Source organism: Erythrobacter sp. NFXS35 (assembly GCF_040148725.1).
In the GTDB taxonomy this organism is placed as follows: Bacteria; Pseudomonadota; Alphaproteobacteria; order Sphingomonadales; family Sphingomonadaceae; genus Erythrobacter.
The window spans coordinates 21951-37572 of the sequence record NZ_JAGDEB010000001.1; the positions used below are offsets into that span (position 1 = coordinate 21951).

Here is a 15622-nt window from a genome sequence, read left to right on the forward strand (position 1 = left end):
CACGGCAGGAATGTGGCAGGCATTAGCAGACTGAAGTACGCCAACCCAAGCCCTTACTTGCCATTTGCGCCGACCTTGTCCGGTTTTGGGCCATCGAAAGCGCAAGCCGACGCAATATAGCGGGTTAATTTCGTAGCCTGTTTGGCGCTGATGCGCGGCTCTGTTATCCAGCGCAAACACGGGCGGGCGCGGGAGAATCACCTTAGCCTCGGCACGGGGAGAGCGAATGAACGTCCTTGCTTCCAAAAAACAACTGCGCGCCAGTTTCCTGCGCTGGGCGCTGTTTCTGGTGCCGCTGATATTGCTGATCGGCTTTGCTGCGGGTCAGTTGGGCGGGCCTGACACGCCGTGGTTCGCCGGGTTGGAAAAGCCAGCGATCTATCCGCCGCCGGCCGCTTTCGGGATCGTCTGGACGATCCTGTTCGTGATGATCGGCCTGTCGCTGGCACTGGTCGCCAGCGCCTGGGGCGCATCGGGTCGCGGGCTGGCGCTGGTTGTGTTCGCGCTCCATTTCATCGGCACACAGGCGTGGACCGGCGTGTTCTTCGGCCTGCAGGACATGAATGCCGCGCTGGCCGTGCTGGCATATGGAGTGATCAGCCTGTTGGTGGCGCTGGTGCTGATCTGGCGGGTGCGCCGCGTTGCCGGACTGCTGCTGCTGCCCTATCTGGCGTGGCTGTGTTTTGCCAGCGCGCTCAATTACCAGTTCATCGCCGCCAATCCGGATGGCGGCCAGCACGGCGCAAGCGGCGCGGAGACGCGGGTCGAATTGTAGGGCAAACGGGACTTACGGATGCTTCCGGACGGCGGCAGCCGTCGGCAAGGCCGACTGGCCGCCCGCAGCAACGCCCCTGCAAGGCGTATGAGCGAGGAAAGGTGCTTGCTCTACGGAGCAAGCATCTTAAATAGCAGGAATGCAAAGCCAGAACCCGATCATCGCCGACCTCGTCAAACTCGCCAACAGCGCCGCCGGAACCATGGCGGGCATGACCCGCGAAGCCCGCGAAAGCGCGCGCGAACGCATGCGCGAGGCGATGGGCGGGATCGATTTCGTCAGCCGCGAAGAATTCGACACGGTCAAGGCGATGGCCCAGAAGGCCCGCGAACAGGCCGACGCGCTCGAAGCGAAGGTCGCTGCGCTGGAAGCCAAGCTCTCCAAGAAGTAAGCGGACGGTGCGCGCGTGAACCTGCGCGCGCCCGCCATTCTGCTCGCCAGCCGCCAGCAGGGCGAGACCGGCGCGATTGCCCGTTTGCTGACGGCCGAACACGGTCTGGTCGCAGGCTATGTCGCGGGCGGTCGCGGGCGGCAGATGCGCGCGGTGATGGTGCCGGGCAACCGTGTGGCGCTTGATCTGGCCAGCCGCACGGCGAGCCAATTGCCGTTTGCCAGGCTGGAGCTGGAACATTCCCGCGCTGCCCTGATGACAGAGCCGCTGCCTGCTGCGGCAATCCAGTGGGTGTGCGGGCTGACAGCGGCGGCGCTGCCCGAACGCAATCCCTATCGCGGGATCTACGAAGCGCTTGACGGGTTGCTCGATGCGATTACGCTTGCCCCGTCGGCGCGGGGGTGGGTCATCGGATTGATCGCCTATGAAACGATGCTGCTGCGCGAGCTTGGCTATGGCGGCGGGCGACCCGACAATGCGGGAGATTTCCCCGCGCAGATGGCCGCGCTGGCAGCGTTGGAAAGGCCGCTGGCGCACTCCCTGCTTGCGGGCGCGAGGGGCGATGTTATGGCCGCGCGAAAGCTGCTGATCGAGCGGCTGCAACGCATGGCCTGAGAGACGAACTCCGATGAAAATCGCAATCCTGCCCGGCGACGGGATCGGCCCGGAAGTCACGCGCGAAGCAGTGCGCGTGCTCGAAAGCCTCGCGCTGCCGGAGTTGACCCTGTTCGAAGGCGACGTGGGCGGCATCGCCTACAAGCGCCACGGCCACCCGCTTCCGGCAGAAACGCTCGAAATGGCGCGCGCCGCCGATGCGATCCTGTTCGGCGCGGTGGGCGATCCTGACTGCGATGCGCTGGAACGCCACCTGCGGCCCGAACAGGCGATTCTGGGCCTGCGCAAGGAACTGGGCCTGTTTGCCAACCTGCGCCCCGCCAGAGTGTTCGCCGGGCTTGAGCGCCTTTCGCCGCTGCGGGCCGATATCGCCGCCAGCCTCGACATGCTGATCGTGCGCGAATTGACCGGCGACGTCTATTTCGGCGCCAAGGGCCAGCGCACCACTGACAGCGGCGAGCGCGAAGGGTGGGACGCCATGTCCTATGCCGAACACGAAGTGCGCCGCATCGCCCACGTCGCCTTCCGCGCAGCGGCGGCGGGCGGGCAGAAACTCACCAATGTCGACAAGGCCAATGTGTTGGAAACCAGCCAGCTGTGGCGCGATGTGGTGATCGAGGTCGCCGCCGAATACCCCGCTGTGCCGCTCGATCACATGTATGTCGATAATGCCGCGATGCAGGTGGTGAGCCATCCTGACCGCTTCGGCGTGGTGCTGACCGGCAATCTGTTCGGCGATATCCTGTCCGATCTGGCGAGCGCGGCGGTCGGCTCCATCGGCCTGCTGCCCAGCGCCTCGCTGGGTGAGCGCACGACCGCATTCGGCACCTTCGGCCTGTATGAACCGATCCACGGCAGCGCGCCGGATATTGCCGGTCAGGGCAAGGCCAACCCGATGGCGACGATCCTGTCGGCGGCGATGATGCTGCGCCATTCCTTCGGACGTGAGGCGGCGGCGGTGCGGATTGAGAACGCGGTTGCCGCGGCGCTGGCCGACGGCATCCTTGGCGGCGATCTCGGCGGGAGCCACGGCACGGCGGCAATCGGCGAAGCGGTGCGCGCGCGCCTCTGACGCGGGCAGGCCGGGGGGACAATCAGCGATGCTCGACCTCGCCATCATCCTGCCGACGCTGAACGAGCGCGGCAATCTTGCGCCGCTGATGAAGCGGATTGCGACGGCGATGGGTGAGGTGCGCTGGGAGGTCATCATCGTCGATGACGACAGCCATGACGGCACGGCGGACGAGGGACGCGCATTGGCGTTGGCCGATGCCCGCGTGCGGGTGATCCAGCGCATCGGGCGGCGCGGGCTGGCGAGCGCGGCGATCGAAGGCTTCTGCGCCACGCCTGCGCCCTATGTGGCGTTAATGGACGCCGATCACCAGCACGATCCGGCGCTGCTGCCTGCGATGCTGGCGGCATTGCAAGCGGGCGAGGCGGACATTTGCGTCGCCAGCCGTTTCGTCACTGGCGCCAGCACCGCCGACTGGGCGGCGCCCGAACGCGAGCGCCTCTCCGCCTTCGCCAATGGGCTTGCCCGGCGATTGACCGGTGTGGAACTGACCGACCCGATGAGCGGGTACTTCATGTTGGAAACCGCCCATGCCCGCGCGCTGGTGCCGCGTCTGTCGGGGATCGGGTTCAAGATCCTGCTGGATCTGCTGGCGACGTCGGGTGTGCCCATGCGGGTCAGAGAATTTCCCCTGCAATTCGCCGCCCGCCGGGAAGGGACAAGCAAGTTGGACCGCGCCGTGTTGTTCGATTTTCTCGCTGGGCTCTACGACAAGACGCTGGGCCGCGCGATACCCACACGCTTCGCGCTGTTCGGCACGGTCGGCGGCATCGGCGTGGTGGTGCATTTCGCGGTGCTCTCCGCATTGCTGTTCGCGTTGGGCGAAGGATTTGCGCTGGCGCAGACAGCAGCGGTGCTGGTGGCGATGAGCTTCAACTTCTGGCTCAACAACTGGCTGACGTACCGGGACAAGCGCCTGAAAGGTGCAAGTGCGGTGCTGCGCGGCTGGCTCGGCTTCTGCGCCACCTGCGCAGTGGGCGCCTTCGCCAATGTCGCGGTGGCGACCTTTCTGGAAGGGCAGGGGCTATTCTGGGCGCTCGCCGCGCTGGCAGGCATTCTGGTAGGTTCGGTGTGGAACTACGCCCTGTCGAGCCGCTTCGTGTGGGGGCGGTTTTAGCTCAAATTCAGGGTGCGCTCCCGCGAAAGCGGGAGCCTCAGGCTGGCCGCACAATGCCGACTGAGGTCCCCGACTGCGCGAGGACTCGCTTTGGCTATCTCCACCCCACCAACCACGTCCATTTCGCGAAACTCGCCGCGCTGTCCAGCGGGGCGGCGGCGAGCACCTTGTAAAACAGCGCGAAAAGCCCCGCTGATGCCGCCAGCGTGCCCCATGCCAGCCACCAGCCAAGCCTCTGGCCCCAGCCCGCATTGCGCAGGTCCGACAGCGCCAGCGCCAGCGCGCCGAGCAGGAAGAAACTCGGCACGAAATAGTGATAATAGAACTGCACAGGCTTGGGCGCGATCAGCCACAGGCCCAGCGCGGCGGCATAGCCGATCACGACCCCCAGCCGTGCCCAATCGCTCCGCCACGCGCCGATCACCAGACACCACGCCAGCGCGGGCAGGCCGAGCAGCATGGTGAACGGATTGCCGATCAGCAGCACCCCGCGCTGCGCCCCGTCGACCACCTCGTAAAGATACCAGATCCCGCGCGTATTGAGCAGCCATTGCGGCCAGTTGCTCTGGTAATTGTGCGGTGTGAGCACCTGCTGTTGCAGGCTGAGAATTTCGCCGTGAAAGCCGATCAGGCCCTGCTGCGCCAGCGGTGAGGGGCGCAGATATTCGCTCAGCCAATATCCCGGCAGAAAGGTCAGCGCATAGGCGACCAGCGGCACGATCCCGAGCCACACGAACGCCTCGACCAGCGTCACACCCGGCACCGGCGCGCCCCGGCGGGACAGGAACAGCCGCCGCCGCCCTGCCGATAGCCGGGCCGCGAAGAACGCCAGCCCCGGCAGCATCGCCAGCGGGATTGCGTTCCACTTTGCCCCCATCGCACAGCCCAGCGCGATGCCTGCCAGCGCCAGCCGCCTGCGGCCTTTCTCCGGCTCCCGAATCGCACCGGCAAACTGCCACGCCGCCACTGCCAGAAACGCGGCCAAGAACACATCGAGCATGGCGATCCGCGATTGCACGAACAGGTGGAAGCCGGTTGCCAGCAGTACGCCGAACGCCAGCGTGGCGAAGCGGTCTGCGCTGGCGTGCCACAGCGCGCGCATCGACGCGAACAGCGCCAGAGTGCCGAACGCCAGCGGCATGATCCGCCAGCCCAGCGGATTATCCCCGAGCAGCGCCATCCCGAGCGCAATCAGCACCTTGCCCAGCAGCGGGTGTTCGCGGTTGAGATAGGCGCCCTGGCCTTCCTCCCACAGCGTCAGCAGCTCGCGGGCGGCGGGCACGTAATGCACCTCGTCGAAGAACGGGATTGAAGGGATCGCCAGCCGCCACCCTGCCAGCAGCGCGTACAGCCCGGTGATCGCAAGGCACCACGCCAACGGATCGCGGGGATGAACCGGCGGGGCGGAATTCGTCAGGTCTGGTGAGCGCCCCTCGGCCATGATCCGTCGCTTAGGCAGCGGCAGGCGCTCGGGCAAGCGGGATTATGCGGCAGTGTCGCCCGCCGTCCGCTCCAGCCAGAACAGCCGCGCGCACATGGCGAGGAGGCCGATGCTGGCGGTGGAGCCGACGAAGATTGCCCATAGCGGGACATTCATGCCCTGCCTGCGCGCACGCGGCGCGATGAGGAACAGGGCGATCATGACGCACATGACCAGATCCCACCACACCTGCACTCCGGTCAGGTTCTGGGTGTGGTTGGTGTAGAAGCCGATCACACCTTCCTGCGCGATCTGCACGGCTGTGAACGCGCCGAACCCCGCGCACAGCATCGCTGCCGCCTCCGCGTTGCCCACCTCGCGCTTTGCGAACAGGATGGTAAGGAGGGCGATAAGGCCGCCGACCACCACGGCGATCCAGATAATTTCGAGGGTGTTCATCAATGCCTCCCTTATGTAGCACTTGCTACGCCCACTGATAGATTGATGTAGCGTCCGCTACAAGAGGAAAAATGCCGACCGCTCCACTGTCCCGCGAAACCCTGCTGCCCCGGCTTGCCGCGCACGTGCTCGAACATGGGCTGGGCGGGGCGAGCTTGCGTCCGCTCGCCCGCGCGGCGGGCACCAGCGACCGGATGCTGATCTACCATTTCGGCAACAAGGAGACGCTGATCGCCGATCTGCTGGGCTATATTGCCGATATCTACTCCGCCGCGCTCGATGCGGCGCTCGGTCCGCAGCGGCCTCAGACCCGGCAGGAATGTCTGGCGCGAATCCTTGCTGAAGGACGCAAACCGGCGATGGCGGCGTTTCTGGTGCTGTGGTGGGACATTGTCGCCGGATCGGCGCGCGGACTTCCCGGCTATCGCGAAGCCGCGCACGCGATGATGGCGCGCCAGCTTGCGTGGCTGGAAGGGCAGATGCCTGAAGACGATCCCGATCCGTCGGGCGGCGCGCGATATATGATGACGCTGATCGAAGGGGCGTTGATGCTCAGCGCCGTCGGCCACGAAGACACCGCGCTCCAAGGCCTGCTTGCGAGCGGTCTTCTGCGGCTCTAAGCAGCGCGCCATGAAAAAGACCACCGGAATGGACCGCGCCGCCACCGCCAACTGGCGCCCCGCCACCAAGGCGCTGCGCGGCGGCACCTGGCGCAGCGAACATGGCGAAACCAGCGAGGCGCTGTTCCTCACCTCGGGCTACACCTACGACGACGCCCAGACCGTCGCCGACCGGTTCGCGGGCGAGGCCGAGGGCATGACCTATTCGCGCCTGCAGAACCCCACCGTCGCGATGCTGGAAGAACGCATTGCGCTGATGGAGGGGGCGGAGGCCTGCCGCACGCAGGCGAGCGGGATGGCGGCGATGACGGCGGCGCTGCTGTGCCAGCTCAAGACCGGCGATCACGTGGTCGCCGCGCGCGCCGCGTTCGGAAGCTGCCGTTGGCTGTGCGATCAATTGCTGCCCAAGTTCGGGATCGATGTCACCATCATCGACAGCGCCGATAATGCTTCGTGGGAAGCCGCAATCCGGCCCGAAACTCGGGTGTTCTTCTTCGAGACCCCGGCCAATCCGACGCTCGATATCGTCGATCTCGCGCATGTTTGCGGGCTGGCACGGGCGCATGGGATCACCACCGTGGTCGACAATGCCTTCGCCTCGCCCGTCCTCCAGCGCCCGATGGAGTTCGGCGCGGATGTGGTGGCTTACAGCGCGACCAAGCTGATGGACGGGCAGGGCCGCGTGCTGGCGGGCGCGATCTGCGCCAGCAAGCAGTGGATCGACGAGGTGCTGATGCCGTTCCAGCGCAACACCGGCCCGACCTTGTCGGCGTTCAACGCGTGGGTGGTAATGAAGGGGCTGGAGACGCTGCCCCTGCGCGCCTTCAAGCAGAGCGAGCAGGCAGTGGCGCTCGGCCAGTTCCTCGAACCGCGTGTGACGGCAGCGGGCGGGCATCTGCTCCACCCCGGCCTGCCGAGCCACCCGCGCCACGCGCTCGCCACTGCGCAGATGGACGCGACCGGTCCGATCTTCGCGCTCGATGTCGGCACCCGCGCGCGGGCCTTCGCGCTGCTCGATGCGCTGCAACTGATCGATATCTCCAACAATATCGGCGATGCCCGCAGCCTGATGTGCCACCCGGCCTCCAGCACCCACGCCAACATGGGCGACGAGGCCCGCGCCGCGATGGGCGTGACCGAGGGACTGCTGCGGATCAATGTCGGGCTGGAGGATATCGCCGATCTGACCGAGGACATGGATCAGGCGCTCGCCGCCGCCGGTATCTGAGAGGGTAATTCACATGGCCAACCGCGTAGAACTGGTGTTCGATTTCGTTTCCCCCAACGCCTATCTGGTGTGGTGGCCTTTGCGCGAGTTGGTGAACCGATACGAGGCGGAACTGGACGTGATCCCGGTGTTCCTGGGCGGAATGCACAAGCTGACCGGCAATGCCCCGCCGATGATCCGCGACGCTGACGTGAAGGGCAAGAATGAATACGCGATGCTGGAAATGCAGCGTTTCATCGACCGCCACGAGCTGTCCGATTACCGGATGCACCCGCAGTTTCCGTTCAATTCGATCACCTTGCAACGGATGCTGACCGCCGCTGACGAGGATGGGCGCGGGGTGCAGTTCGCCGAATGCCTGCTGCGCGCGATCTGGGAGGAGGGGCTGGACATCACTTCACCGGAAGCCATCGGCGCTGCGGTGAGCGCGGGCGGTTTCGACGCCGCAGACCTGTTCGCCCGCGCGCAGACCGACGCCATCAAGCAGCGCCTTGCCGCCAACACCGATGCAGCCGTTGCGCGCGGGGCCTTCGGCATTCCGACGATCTGGGTCGGGCGCGGCGACGGGGATGCCGAAATGTTCTTCGGCAAGGAGCGGCTTGGCCAGATCGAGGACCTGCTGGCGCGGGGGTGAAGCCGGATCGCGCGGCAGCTTTGCGGCGCGATGGTTTCGGTTGGGAACGGCAGCAGGTGGGTGGTTTCCTGCCGCGCGCGCGCTGGCCACCCCATCAAACTGTTGCCGACTGCACAATCCTTCGCCAACGCGCGCTGATGAAGCTGACGCGCGATCCGATCCGGCTGGTGCCGAGCCTGTTTTTGCTCGCCATCGCTTTTGGCACCTTGCTGCTCAGCCTGCCGATCGCGGCGGCTGACGGCAGCCGCGCGCCGTTTCTCACCGCACTGTTCACGGCCACGTCGGCGGTTTCGGTCACCGGATTGATTGTAGTCGATACAGGCACCTATTGGTCACCCGTCGGGCAAGTGGCGATCCTGCTGATGTTCCAGATCGGTGGTCTGGGAATCATGACGGCGGCGACCCTGTTCGGCCTGATCGCCGGGCGCGGTTTCGGCCTGCATGATCGGATCGCGACGCAGGTCGAACGCGGACGGCTGGAAACCGGCGATGCACTGTCAGTGCTCAAGCTGGTGTTGGGCATAACGCTTACGGTGGAGGCAGTGGTCGCGGCGATCCTCGCGCTACGGATGATGACCACCTACGACATGAGTTTGGGCGAAGCGCTGTGGCACGGTGTTTTCCACGCGGTCAGCGCGTTCAACAACGCGGGCTTCTCGACCCATGCCGACAGCATGATGGGCTATCAGTCCGACCCGGTCATCCTTGTGCCGATCATGCTCGCCATAATCCTGACCGCGCTCGGCTTTCCGGTAATGCAGGATTTGCGCGACAGGCGATTTGCTTGGAAGCGGTGGTCGCTGCATTCCAAGGTCACGGTCTATGGCACCGTGGCTTTGCTGGCGCTGGGGTTCGTTGCCATCCTGGCGATGGAATGGACCAACGCAGCCACGCTCGGCCCGATGAGCGTGGGAGCCAAGCTCCTCAATGCTGCGTTCCATTCGGTGATGCCGCGTACAGCCGGCTTCAACAGCGTGGATGTCGGCGCCTTCCATGATCAGACCCTGATGGTCAATTACCTGCTGATGTTTATCGGTGGCGGCAGCGCGGGCACGGCGGGCGGGATCAAGGTGACGACCTTCATCGTGCTGTTCGCCATCGTCTTGTCCGAAGTGCTGGGCCGCCGCGACGCCGGCCTGTTCGACCGACGCTTCGGCAGCGAGGTGGAGCGGCAGGCGCTAACCGTTACCGTGCTGGCGGCCAGCCTGATCTTTGCCTCCACCACCTATATTGCATCGATCACCACCCTGCCGCTGCCGGATATCCTGTTCGAGTGTATCTCGGCATTCTCCACCGTTGGCCTGTCCACCGGTATAACCGCCGACCTGCCGCCATCCGCACAAGTCGTCATCGTGCTGCTGATGTTCATCGGCCGGGTGGGAACAATCACCGTCGCCACCGCGCTTGCGGTAGGACGGCCCGCGCGCCCCTATCGCTATCCCAAGGAGAACCTCATTGTCGGCTGACAAGCGCAAACCCGTTCTGGTCGTTGGTCTGGGCCGTTTCGGCGGCGCGGTCGCCCGGACGCTTACCAACATGGGCAGCGAAGTGCTGGGAGTCGATAGCGACCCGCACTTTGTGCAGGAATACGCGGCCGACCTGACCAAGGTGGTCGAGGCCGATTGCACCGATGGCGATGTGCTCAGGCAATTGGGCGTCGCCGATTTCGAGGCGGCGGTCGTCGCGATCGGCAGCGACATCGAGGCCAGCGTGCTGACGGTGCTGGCACTCGCCGATCTGGGCCTCACCAACATCTGGGCCAAGGCGAGCAATGCAAAACACGCCCGCATTCTCGAACGCATCGGAGCGACCCACGTGGTCTTCCCCGAACAGCGCATGGGTGAGCGCGTGGCGCACCTGCTGAACGAACGGCTGCTCGATTTCATCGCTTTCGGTGACGAGTTCGCGATTGCGCGCCTGTGCGCCCCAGAACCGATTGTCGGATTGCCGCTGGTGACCAGTGCGTGCCGCAAGAAATATCATGTGACGGTGGTGGGGGTTAAGCGTGTGGGGGAGGACTTTATCCATGCCGTCCCAGACACCATCATTTTCCCCGAAGACGAATTGGTGGTGTCCGGCAGGATCAAGGATATCGAGCGCTTTTCGGCGATCTGATCCAGCAAGGGCCGCTATCGGGCTGTAACATCCTTTCGCGGATGTCTGGTTTGGGGTCGCAAGCCGAATGGCGGCAATTGTATCGCGAGTCTCGAAAGCAGACCAATTGCTGCGCCGCAGCGCTCAGACCCATTGCTCACCCCGCCGTCACATCCTCCAGTGGCACGTCCATGATCGGATAGCGCCGCCACTCGGCCCAGTCGTAATGCCACCATTCGTTGGCGAGCGGGACGAAGCCTTCGGCCACCATCCAGCCTTCCAGCATCCGGCTTGCGGCAAGCGCTTCGGCCGGGGCATCGGTGTTGCTGCGATAGGCAGCCGGGGTGAAATCGTCATACGGGCTCGGCATCGCGACCTCGCTGCCGCCGCGGTGAAGCGAAAGGTCGATCGAACAGCCGCGATTGTGGCGCGATCCGCTGGCCGGATCGGCGACGAATTCGCGTTGGGCGGGCGGGGTTGCGTCCCACATCATCTTCGTGATGCGCCACGGGCGATAGGCGTCGAAGATCAGCAGGCCGTATCCCGCCGCCTCGGCGCGGGTCTGCACGCGGGACAGTGCCTCGGCAACGGGGCGCTGCGTCACGGCGCGGGCGACGGGGTAGAGCACGCGGCCCATGAAGTTGCCGGGCGTGGCATAGCGGATGTCCAGCCGCAGGCGCGGATCAAACCGGGCGAGATCGACCAGATCGGGCGTGGCGGTCGCCGCAGGATCGAGCGGCGGGGCGAGCGCCGGAGCACGGGTGACGCAGCCGGGCAGGATACCGGCCAAGGTCGCCGCGGTGATCCCCGTCAGCGCGTGGCGGCGCGTTATCCGCGTGGCTGTTCCAGCCGGGTGCCCGATCAAACCTGCTCTCCCCAATCAGCGCCGATCCCTGCCGCGCCGCAGCCTGCCACCATAGACCGGGTCCACGGATCGTCCCATCCGGAATCTTTCCCCGAACGGGATACAGCGTGGATTAAGCGCGTTGCCCCTCTTGTGACCCTGTAGAGAATCGTTACCTTGAGGCCCAACATGAAAGAGCTCTTCCAGCACGCTGCCACCACCGACGGGGTCACCGTCCGGGTTGCCGTGAACTACATGCCCGAACAGGCTCATCCTGAGGCGGGCAAGTGGTTCTGGGTCTATCACATCCGGATCGAGAACGGCAGCCACGAGCCCTTGCGCCTGCAAACCCGTCACTGGCGTATCACCGATGGACGCGGGATGGTGAACCATGTCGATGGCGAAGGCGTGGTGGGCGAACAGCCGCTGCTCGCGCCGGGGGAAAGCCACGATTATGTCTCCGGCTGCCCGCTGACGACGCCGTTCGGATCGATGGAGGGGTTCTACACCTTCCAGCGGGCCGATGGTGCGCCGTTCGAGGTGCGCATCCCGTTCTTCCCACTTTCCGCGCCGCAGACCGCCGAAGGTCGCAGCCCCAGATAATTGGCAGCGCTGATGCTTGCGGTGCGCCGCGCTCGGGCCTAATCGCATCGGTGTGAAGCGCACTCATCTCCCCCTCAATGCCCTGCGCGTGTTCGACGCAGCGGCGCGGCACCTGTCGTTCACCCGCGCGGCGGATGAACTCGCCGTCACCCCCGCCGCCGTCGGCCAGCAGATCCGTGCGCTGGAGGATGTGCTGGGCGTCGTCCTGTTCCGCCGCACGTCCAAGGGGCTGGAACTGACGCCGGAAGGCACCGCCGGGCTCGATCCCTTGCGCGAAGGGTTCCTGAGGTTCGAGGAAAGCGTCGATGCAATGCAGGCGGGGCAGGCGTCCGACCGCTACACCATTGCCGTCCCGCGCGAATTCTACGCCGAATGGCTCGCCCCGCGCCTCGCCGTGTTCCAGGCCGATACGCCCGGCATCCAGTATATCCTCGCCCCCGATGAACATGCCGATTTCACCGAGGCCAACCTCGATATCGCGATCCGGCTGGTCGACGGGCCGGGGGAACTGGAGGGGGTGCAACTCGCCCCCGCCATGCGCGTCACCGTCGCCGCGCCGCAGCACCGTGAGGCGTGGATCGACTGGCCCGGAATGCCGCTGCCCGATGGCACCAACCCCTGCATCAAGGCCGGCAGCCCCGGACAGGCGCTTGCCTCGGCAGTGGCGGGGATGGGGCGCACGGTCCTGCCGCTGGCGCTGGCCGAGGCGGCGATTGCGCGCGGCAGCCTGACGGTGCTGGAGGGGCCGGAGCCTGCGCAGCGCGCCTACTGGCTGCTCGCCCCCCCGCCGCAATGGCGCGCCAAGAAGGTGCGCGCGCTGGTGGCGTTTCTCGGCGCCTAGAACACTCTAGTCTGCCCCGGCCCCCAGTTCGGACTCCGGCCAGCGCCCCTCGGCCTTGAGCTCCTCCGCCCGCGCTGCAAAGCGCGGATCGTGCAGGTCGATCCCCACCGCCGCCAGCCGCGCCTCCCACAGCGCGGTGAACTCCTTGCGCCACGTCGCGATCTTGGCATCGAGGCTCCGGCCGATCTGCGCCATCTGCTGGGGATCGCTGTCCTGCCGCGCCTGTTCCTCGGCATAGGCGGCGGCGACTTTCTCATAGACCGGATGGCCGGGGCCGATGTCCTTCTGCCGGTCATAGCGGTGGGGCAGGCGGTTGCGCAGGAAGAACATCACGAGCTGTTCATTGTGCCGCCGCTCCGCCGCGACGACCTCGCCGCCGTGGAGGATCAGCCGCTCCTCGCCCTGGATCGCGCGGGCGAGCGCCGAATCCTCCAGCCGCGCCACCCCCCGGTCAATCGCCGCATCCCAAGCGGCGCGAAACCCCTCCGCACCGGGCCGCTGGCGCAGCTTGTACAGCGCCTCCATGCTCTTGCCGACATGGCGCGCGGCCTGCGTGACGATACCGGTCGCGGCCAGCTGCGCGATGAAGGCACGCTGGATATCGGGCGTGATGGTGTTGCTGCGTGGCTGCACGTGAGGGACGGGCATGAAGTCCAGCAGCGGATCATCGGGCGCAGGCGGCGCGAGTTCGAACGCGACAGCGGAGGTCGCCTGCTTGGGAATCTTGCGCTTGTTGCGGAGGATTGGGCGAACGGCGGAGCGCGAGGCGCGGGCGGCGGGGGAGGGGCGTTTGGTCATGGTGTTTTCGTGTCAGAGATTTTCCGAGTAGGAAAATCTGTTTTCTTGTGTTCCGCAGCGCATCCGCGCTGCGAAATCCTCGCTCACACGCCCTGCGGGCGCGTCGCTGCGGGCGGGCGGTCGCCCTTGCGGCGGCTGCGCCGCCGATCAGCGCGATGTGCGAGCGGCGTGGTGCCGCTAACTCCCCTCCCGCCTGCGGGAGGGGCCGGGGGTGGGCGCGGAGCCACAACAACGCGTATGGCGATGAACCGGCGCGCAGCGCCGCAAGCGCGACTGCGCGCCCGAGCTTATGCGAGGAAAGCCAAGGCGGACGGACGTCCGCCGCCCGGCGCCTGAGGGCGCGAACAAACAACTCGCGGAGGGGAGGGGGCTGCGTCCTTCCCCCCTTTTTGTCGCCCCGGGCTTGACCCGGGGCTAGGCTTCCTGCTGTTTCAGGCGCTGAAACCAGACTAGCGCCAGCATAAGTTTTCACCGGCTCTCGTTTCAGTTTGGCGTGCAAGTTCCGAAGCGAAGGACTGACACATTTGTCAAAGAGGCTGAATCCATGGATCTACTTGCTATGACTTCCACTCACTGGGACGTGCGTCGCCGGTTCGGTGAAATTGCCATAATAAGTTGACCACTTTTTGAAAATCGCTGTTTTCTGACGCGAGGCGATTGCAATTGGCCCAGTCTATTTCTTGCCGTTCCCTGGCGGGTATAAGAATTTGGCTTTCGGCTGGATTGTCAGGGTCGAGCTTGATTACGCCCACGCCGTGCAGTGCCGCCAGCATTCTAAGCTCTTTCAGAGTGTCAGTGCCCTCAATCTCCCCAGAGACGAGGTATGCGAAATTCGCCCATGACGAGTTAGACACTGTCTGGAAGTAAGCCTCCCGAACATTTGAGCGGTTTAGCAAGAGCTTGACTTCTAACGACCACATTCGTGCTTTTTGAGCACCAGCCTCCGACACGCACTGCCGTACTTCGACAGTCCATTCCTTAGTAAGGTCTTCCAATGCTACTACGTCTGGAAACAGCCATCGGTTACCTTGTGGACCTCGCTTGTTTGCTGAGCGCTTTTCATCGATGCGCTGTGAATGGATGCCAAATTCAACTGAAAGATACTGAGCGAGCTTCGGATAGAGCTCCATCTCGCGAAGCGGCGACTCTATCACGCCTATTGGCTGGTGATTGGGCAGCATCTTGGATTCGAACTGCTCTGTTCGAGCAACTTCAGCCTCTTCGCTAACTTCGCTCCAAAAATACAGTCGCGGGCGATCCTCCGTAGTCCGAATTTGCGGGAAGCGTTTTTCGATGGCAGGACGATTTGCGCCGATCTCAGCGACAAGTTGCTGCACTAGATCCGCTTCGGTTTGCAGCGCCTTGCTGCGTTCTAACTTTCTTTGGGTTTCCTCTGGATAGCGCGCTCTAATCCAGACCGCTATCTCCCTCGCTGTTAAGCGCCGATCCTGATGCGATTTCAGACATTCCACTACGGTCGTATTCAGCTTCATGAGGCGCCCCCTTTTCGTTATCCTTCATCCCCATAATACCGGATTAGGGCAACCCTGTTGAATGGCGACTTTTGAATGCGCGCCATGAGGTTAACCGCCAAGCCTCACGCCAGCTGCGGTGAAAGTCTGCAAGCACTATCTTTGCGAAGAATGAAATCCGCCGTGAAACGTTCTAGCTCTGCCTGCGATCACTTCAAAACTCGTTGCCCTGGTAAAGGCCACATCGACGAACGAAAAGCCACCGGCCCCGCGAGTCTATTCGTTTTCGCCCTCAATCGCCGGGCGCAGCGCGTCCGCGCTGCTTGGCTTTCCTCGCATTCGCTCGGGCGGCCGGTCGGCCTTGCGGCGGCTGCGCCGCCGGATCACCGCCACACGCTGGGGTAGTGGGTGCTGCTTGGTGCCATGCTCTCGGTTGTTGGATGCCTCTGCCCCTCCAACACTCGCGCTTGACCCCCCATCCAAACCCGCCTAGGGGCGCGCTTCATCCGGGGTCATACTCGGACAGAGCTGAACATTGGCGGCCCCGTCTCCCAACAGAGGCAGTCGTCAAAGTAACCCGGTGGCCGAAGGGCCGGATGTGCGGGTGGAGCGTTTCAGGCTCGTCAACCTTGCGAATCC

At 64.9% G+C, this 15622-nt stretch carries 17 protein-coding genes; 12 read left to right on the forward strand and 5 right to left on the reverse strand.

Annotation, left to right across the window (positions count from 1 at the left end):
• Positions 1–226 precede the first annotated feature (226 nt).
• From J3454_RS00105 to J3454_RS00125, 5 genes are all read left to right on the forward strand, one after another.
• Positions 227–775: a TspO/MBR family protein gene (locus J3454_RS00105; RefSeq protein WP_349511742.1), complete on the forward strand. Its 549-nt coding sequence runs from the start codon at positions 227–229 to the stop codon at positions 773–775.
• A 139-nt stretch (positions 776–914) separates the two neighbouring features.
• Complete coding sequence (locus J3454_RS00110; RefSeq protein ID WP_296715903.1) at positions 915–1166, forward strand: accessory factor UbiK family protein; 252 nt, start codon at positions 915–917, stop codon at positions 1164–1166.
• Positions 1167–1181: 15 nt separating this feature from the next.
• Positions 1182–1781 carry a DNA repair protein RecO gene (gene recO / locus J3454_RS00115; RefSeq protein ID WP_349511743.1) on the forward strand — a complete coding sequence of 200 codons (600 nt, stop codon included), beginning with the start codon at positions 1182–1184 and terminating at the stop codon, positions 1779–1781.
• 13 nt (positions 1782–1794) lie between these two features.
• Entirely contained in the window at positions 1795–2853 is a 1059-nt protein-coding gene (gene leuB, locus J3454_RS00120) for a 3-isopropylmalate dehydrogenase (protein WP_349511744.1), read from the forward strand.
• A 28-nt stretch (positions 2854–2881) separates the two neighbouring features.
• A complete protein-coding gene (locus J3454_RS00125) occupies positions 2882–3970 on the forward strand; it encodes a glycosyltransferase family 2 protein (RefSeq protein ID WP_349511745.1) in 1089 nt (362 codons plus the stop codon).
• A gap of 94 nt (positions 3971–4064) precedes the next feature.
• On the opposite strand, the gene J3454_RS00130 is transcribed toward J3454_RS00125, so the two are convergent.
• Entirely contained in the window at positions 4065–5411 is a 1347-nt protein-coding gene (locus tag J3454_RS00130; protein WP_349511746.1) for a phospholipid carrier-dependent glycosyltransferase, read from the reverse strand.
• Between the two features lie 42 nt (positions 5412–5453).
• Positions 5454–5849, reverse strand: a complete 396-nt coding sequence (locus J3454_RS00135) for a hypothetical protein (RefSeq protein WP_349511747.1) — start codon at positions 5847–5849, stop codon at positions 5454–5456.
• Positions 5850–5920: 71 nt separating this feature from the next.
• On the opposite strand from J3454_RS00135, the gene J3454_RS00140 reads away from it, so the two are divergent.
• From J3454_RS00140 to J3454_RS00160, 5 genes are all read left to right on the forward strand, one after another.
• Positions 5921–6469: a TetR/AcrR family transcriptional regulator gene (locus J3454_RS00140; RefSeq protein ID WP_349511748.1), complete on the forward strand. Its 549-nt coding sequence runs from the start codon at positions 5921–5923 to the stop codon at positions 6467–6469.
• A gap of 10 nt (positions 6470–6479) precedes the next feature.
• On the forward strand, positions 6480–7697 hold the full coding sequence (locus tag J3454_RS00145) for a trans-sulfuration enzyme family protein (RefSeq protein ID WP_349511749.1): 1218 nt from the start codon (positions 6480–6482) through the stop codon (positions 7695–7697).
• 13 nt (positions 7698–7710) lie between these two features.
• Positions 7711–8331: a 2-hydroxychromene-2-carboxylate isomerase gene (locus J3454_RS00150; RefSeq protein ID WP_349511750.1), complete on the forward strand. Its 621-nt coding sequence runs from the start codon at positions 7711–7713 to the stop codon at positions 8329–8331.
• Positions 8332–8468: 137 nt separating this feature from the next.
• On the forward strand, positions 8469–9797 hold the full coding sequence (locus J3454_RS00155; RefSeq protein ID WP_349511751.1) for a TrkH family potassium uptake protein: 1329 nt from the start codon (positions 8469–8471) through the stop codon (positions 9795–9797).
• Entirely contained in the window at positions 9787–10446 is a 660-nt protein-coding gene (locus J3454_RS00160; protein WP_349511752.1) for a potassium channel family protein, read from the forward strand. The genes J3454_RS00155 and J3454_RS00160 overlap by 11 nt, the downstream gene beginning before the upstream one ends.
• 136 nt (positions 10447–10582) lie before the next feature.
• Here J3454_RS00160 and J3454_RS00165 read toward each other — a convergent pair whose 3' ends face one another.
• On the reverse strand, positions 10583–11290 hold the full coding sequence (locus tag J3454_RS00165) for a M15 family metallopeptidase (protein WP_349511753.1): 708 nt from the start codon (positions 11288–11290) through the stop codon (positions 10583–10585).
• 168 nt (positions 11291–11458) lie between these two features.
• Here J3454_RS00165 and apaG point away from each other — a divergent pair, with 168 nt between their 5' ends.
• Both apaG and J3454_RS00175 read left to right on the forward strand, forming a co-directional pair.
• Positions 11459–11872 (forward strand): Co2+/Mg2+ efflux facilitator ApaG/CorD, encoded by a 414-nt coding sequence (apaG, locus tag J3454_RS00170; RefSeq protein WP_349511754.1) that lies wholly within the window; start codon positions 11459–11461, stop codon positions 11870–11872.
• A 52-nt stretch (positions 11873–11924) separates the two neighbouring features.
• Positions 11925–12713 (forward strand): LysR family transcriptional regulator, encoded by a 789-nt coding sequence (locus J3454_RS00175; protein ID WP_349511755.1) that lies wholly within the window; start codon positions 11925–11927, stop codon positions 12711–12713.
• A gap of 6 nt (positions 12714–12719) precedes the next feature.
• Here J3454_RS00175 and J3454_RS00180 read toward each other — a convergent pair whose 3' ends face one another.
• Both J3454_RS00180 and J3454_RS00185 read right to left on the reverse strand, forming a co-directional pair.
• Entirely contained in the window at positions 12720–13511 is a 792-nt protein-coding gene (locus J3454_RS00180; RefSeq protein ID WP_349511756.1) for a hypothetical protein, read from the reverse strand.
• 557 nt (positions 13512–14068) lie between these two features.
• On the reverse strand, positions 14069–15004 hold the full coding sequence (locus tag J3454_RS00185; RefSeq protein WP_349511757.1) for a COG2958 family protein: 936 nt from the start codon (positions 15002–15004) through the stop codon (positions 14069–14071).
• Between the last annotated feature and the right edge of the window lie 618 nt (positions 15005–15622).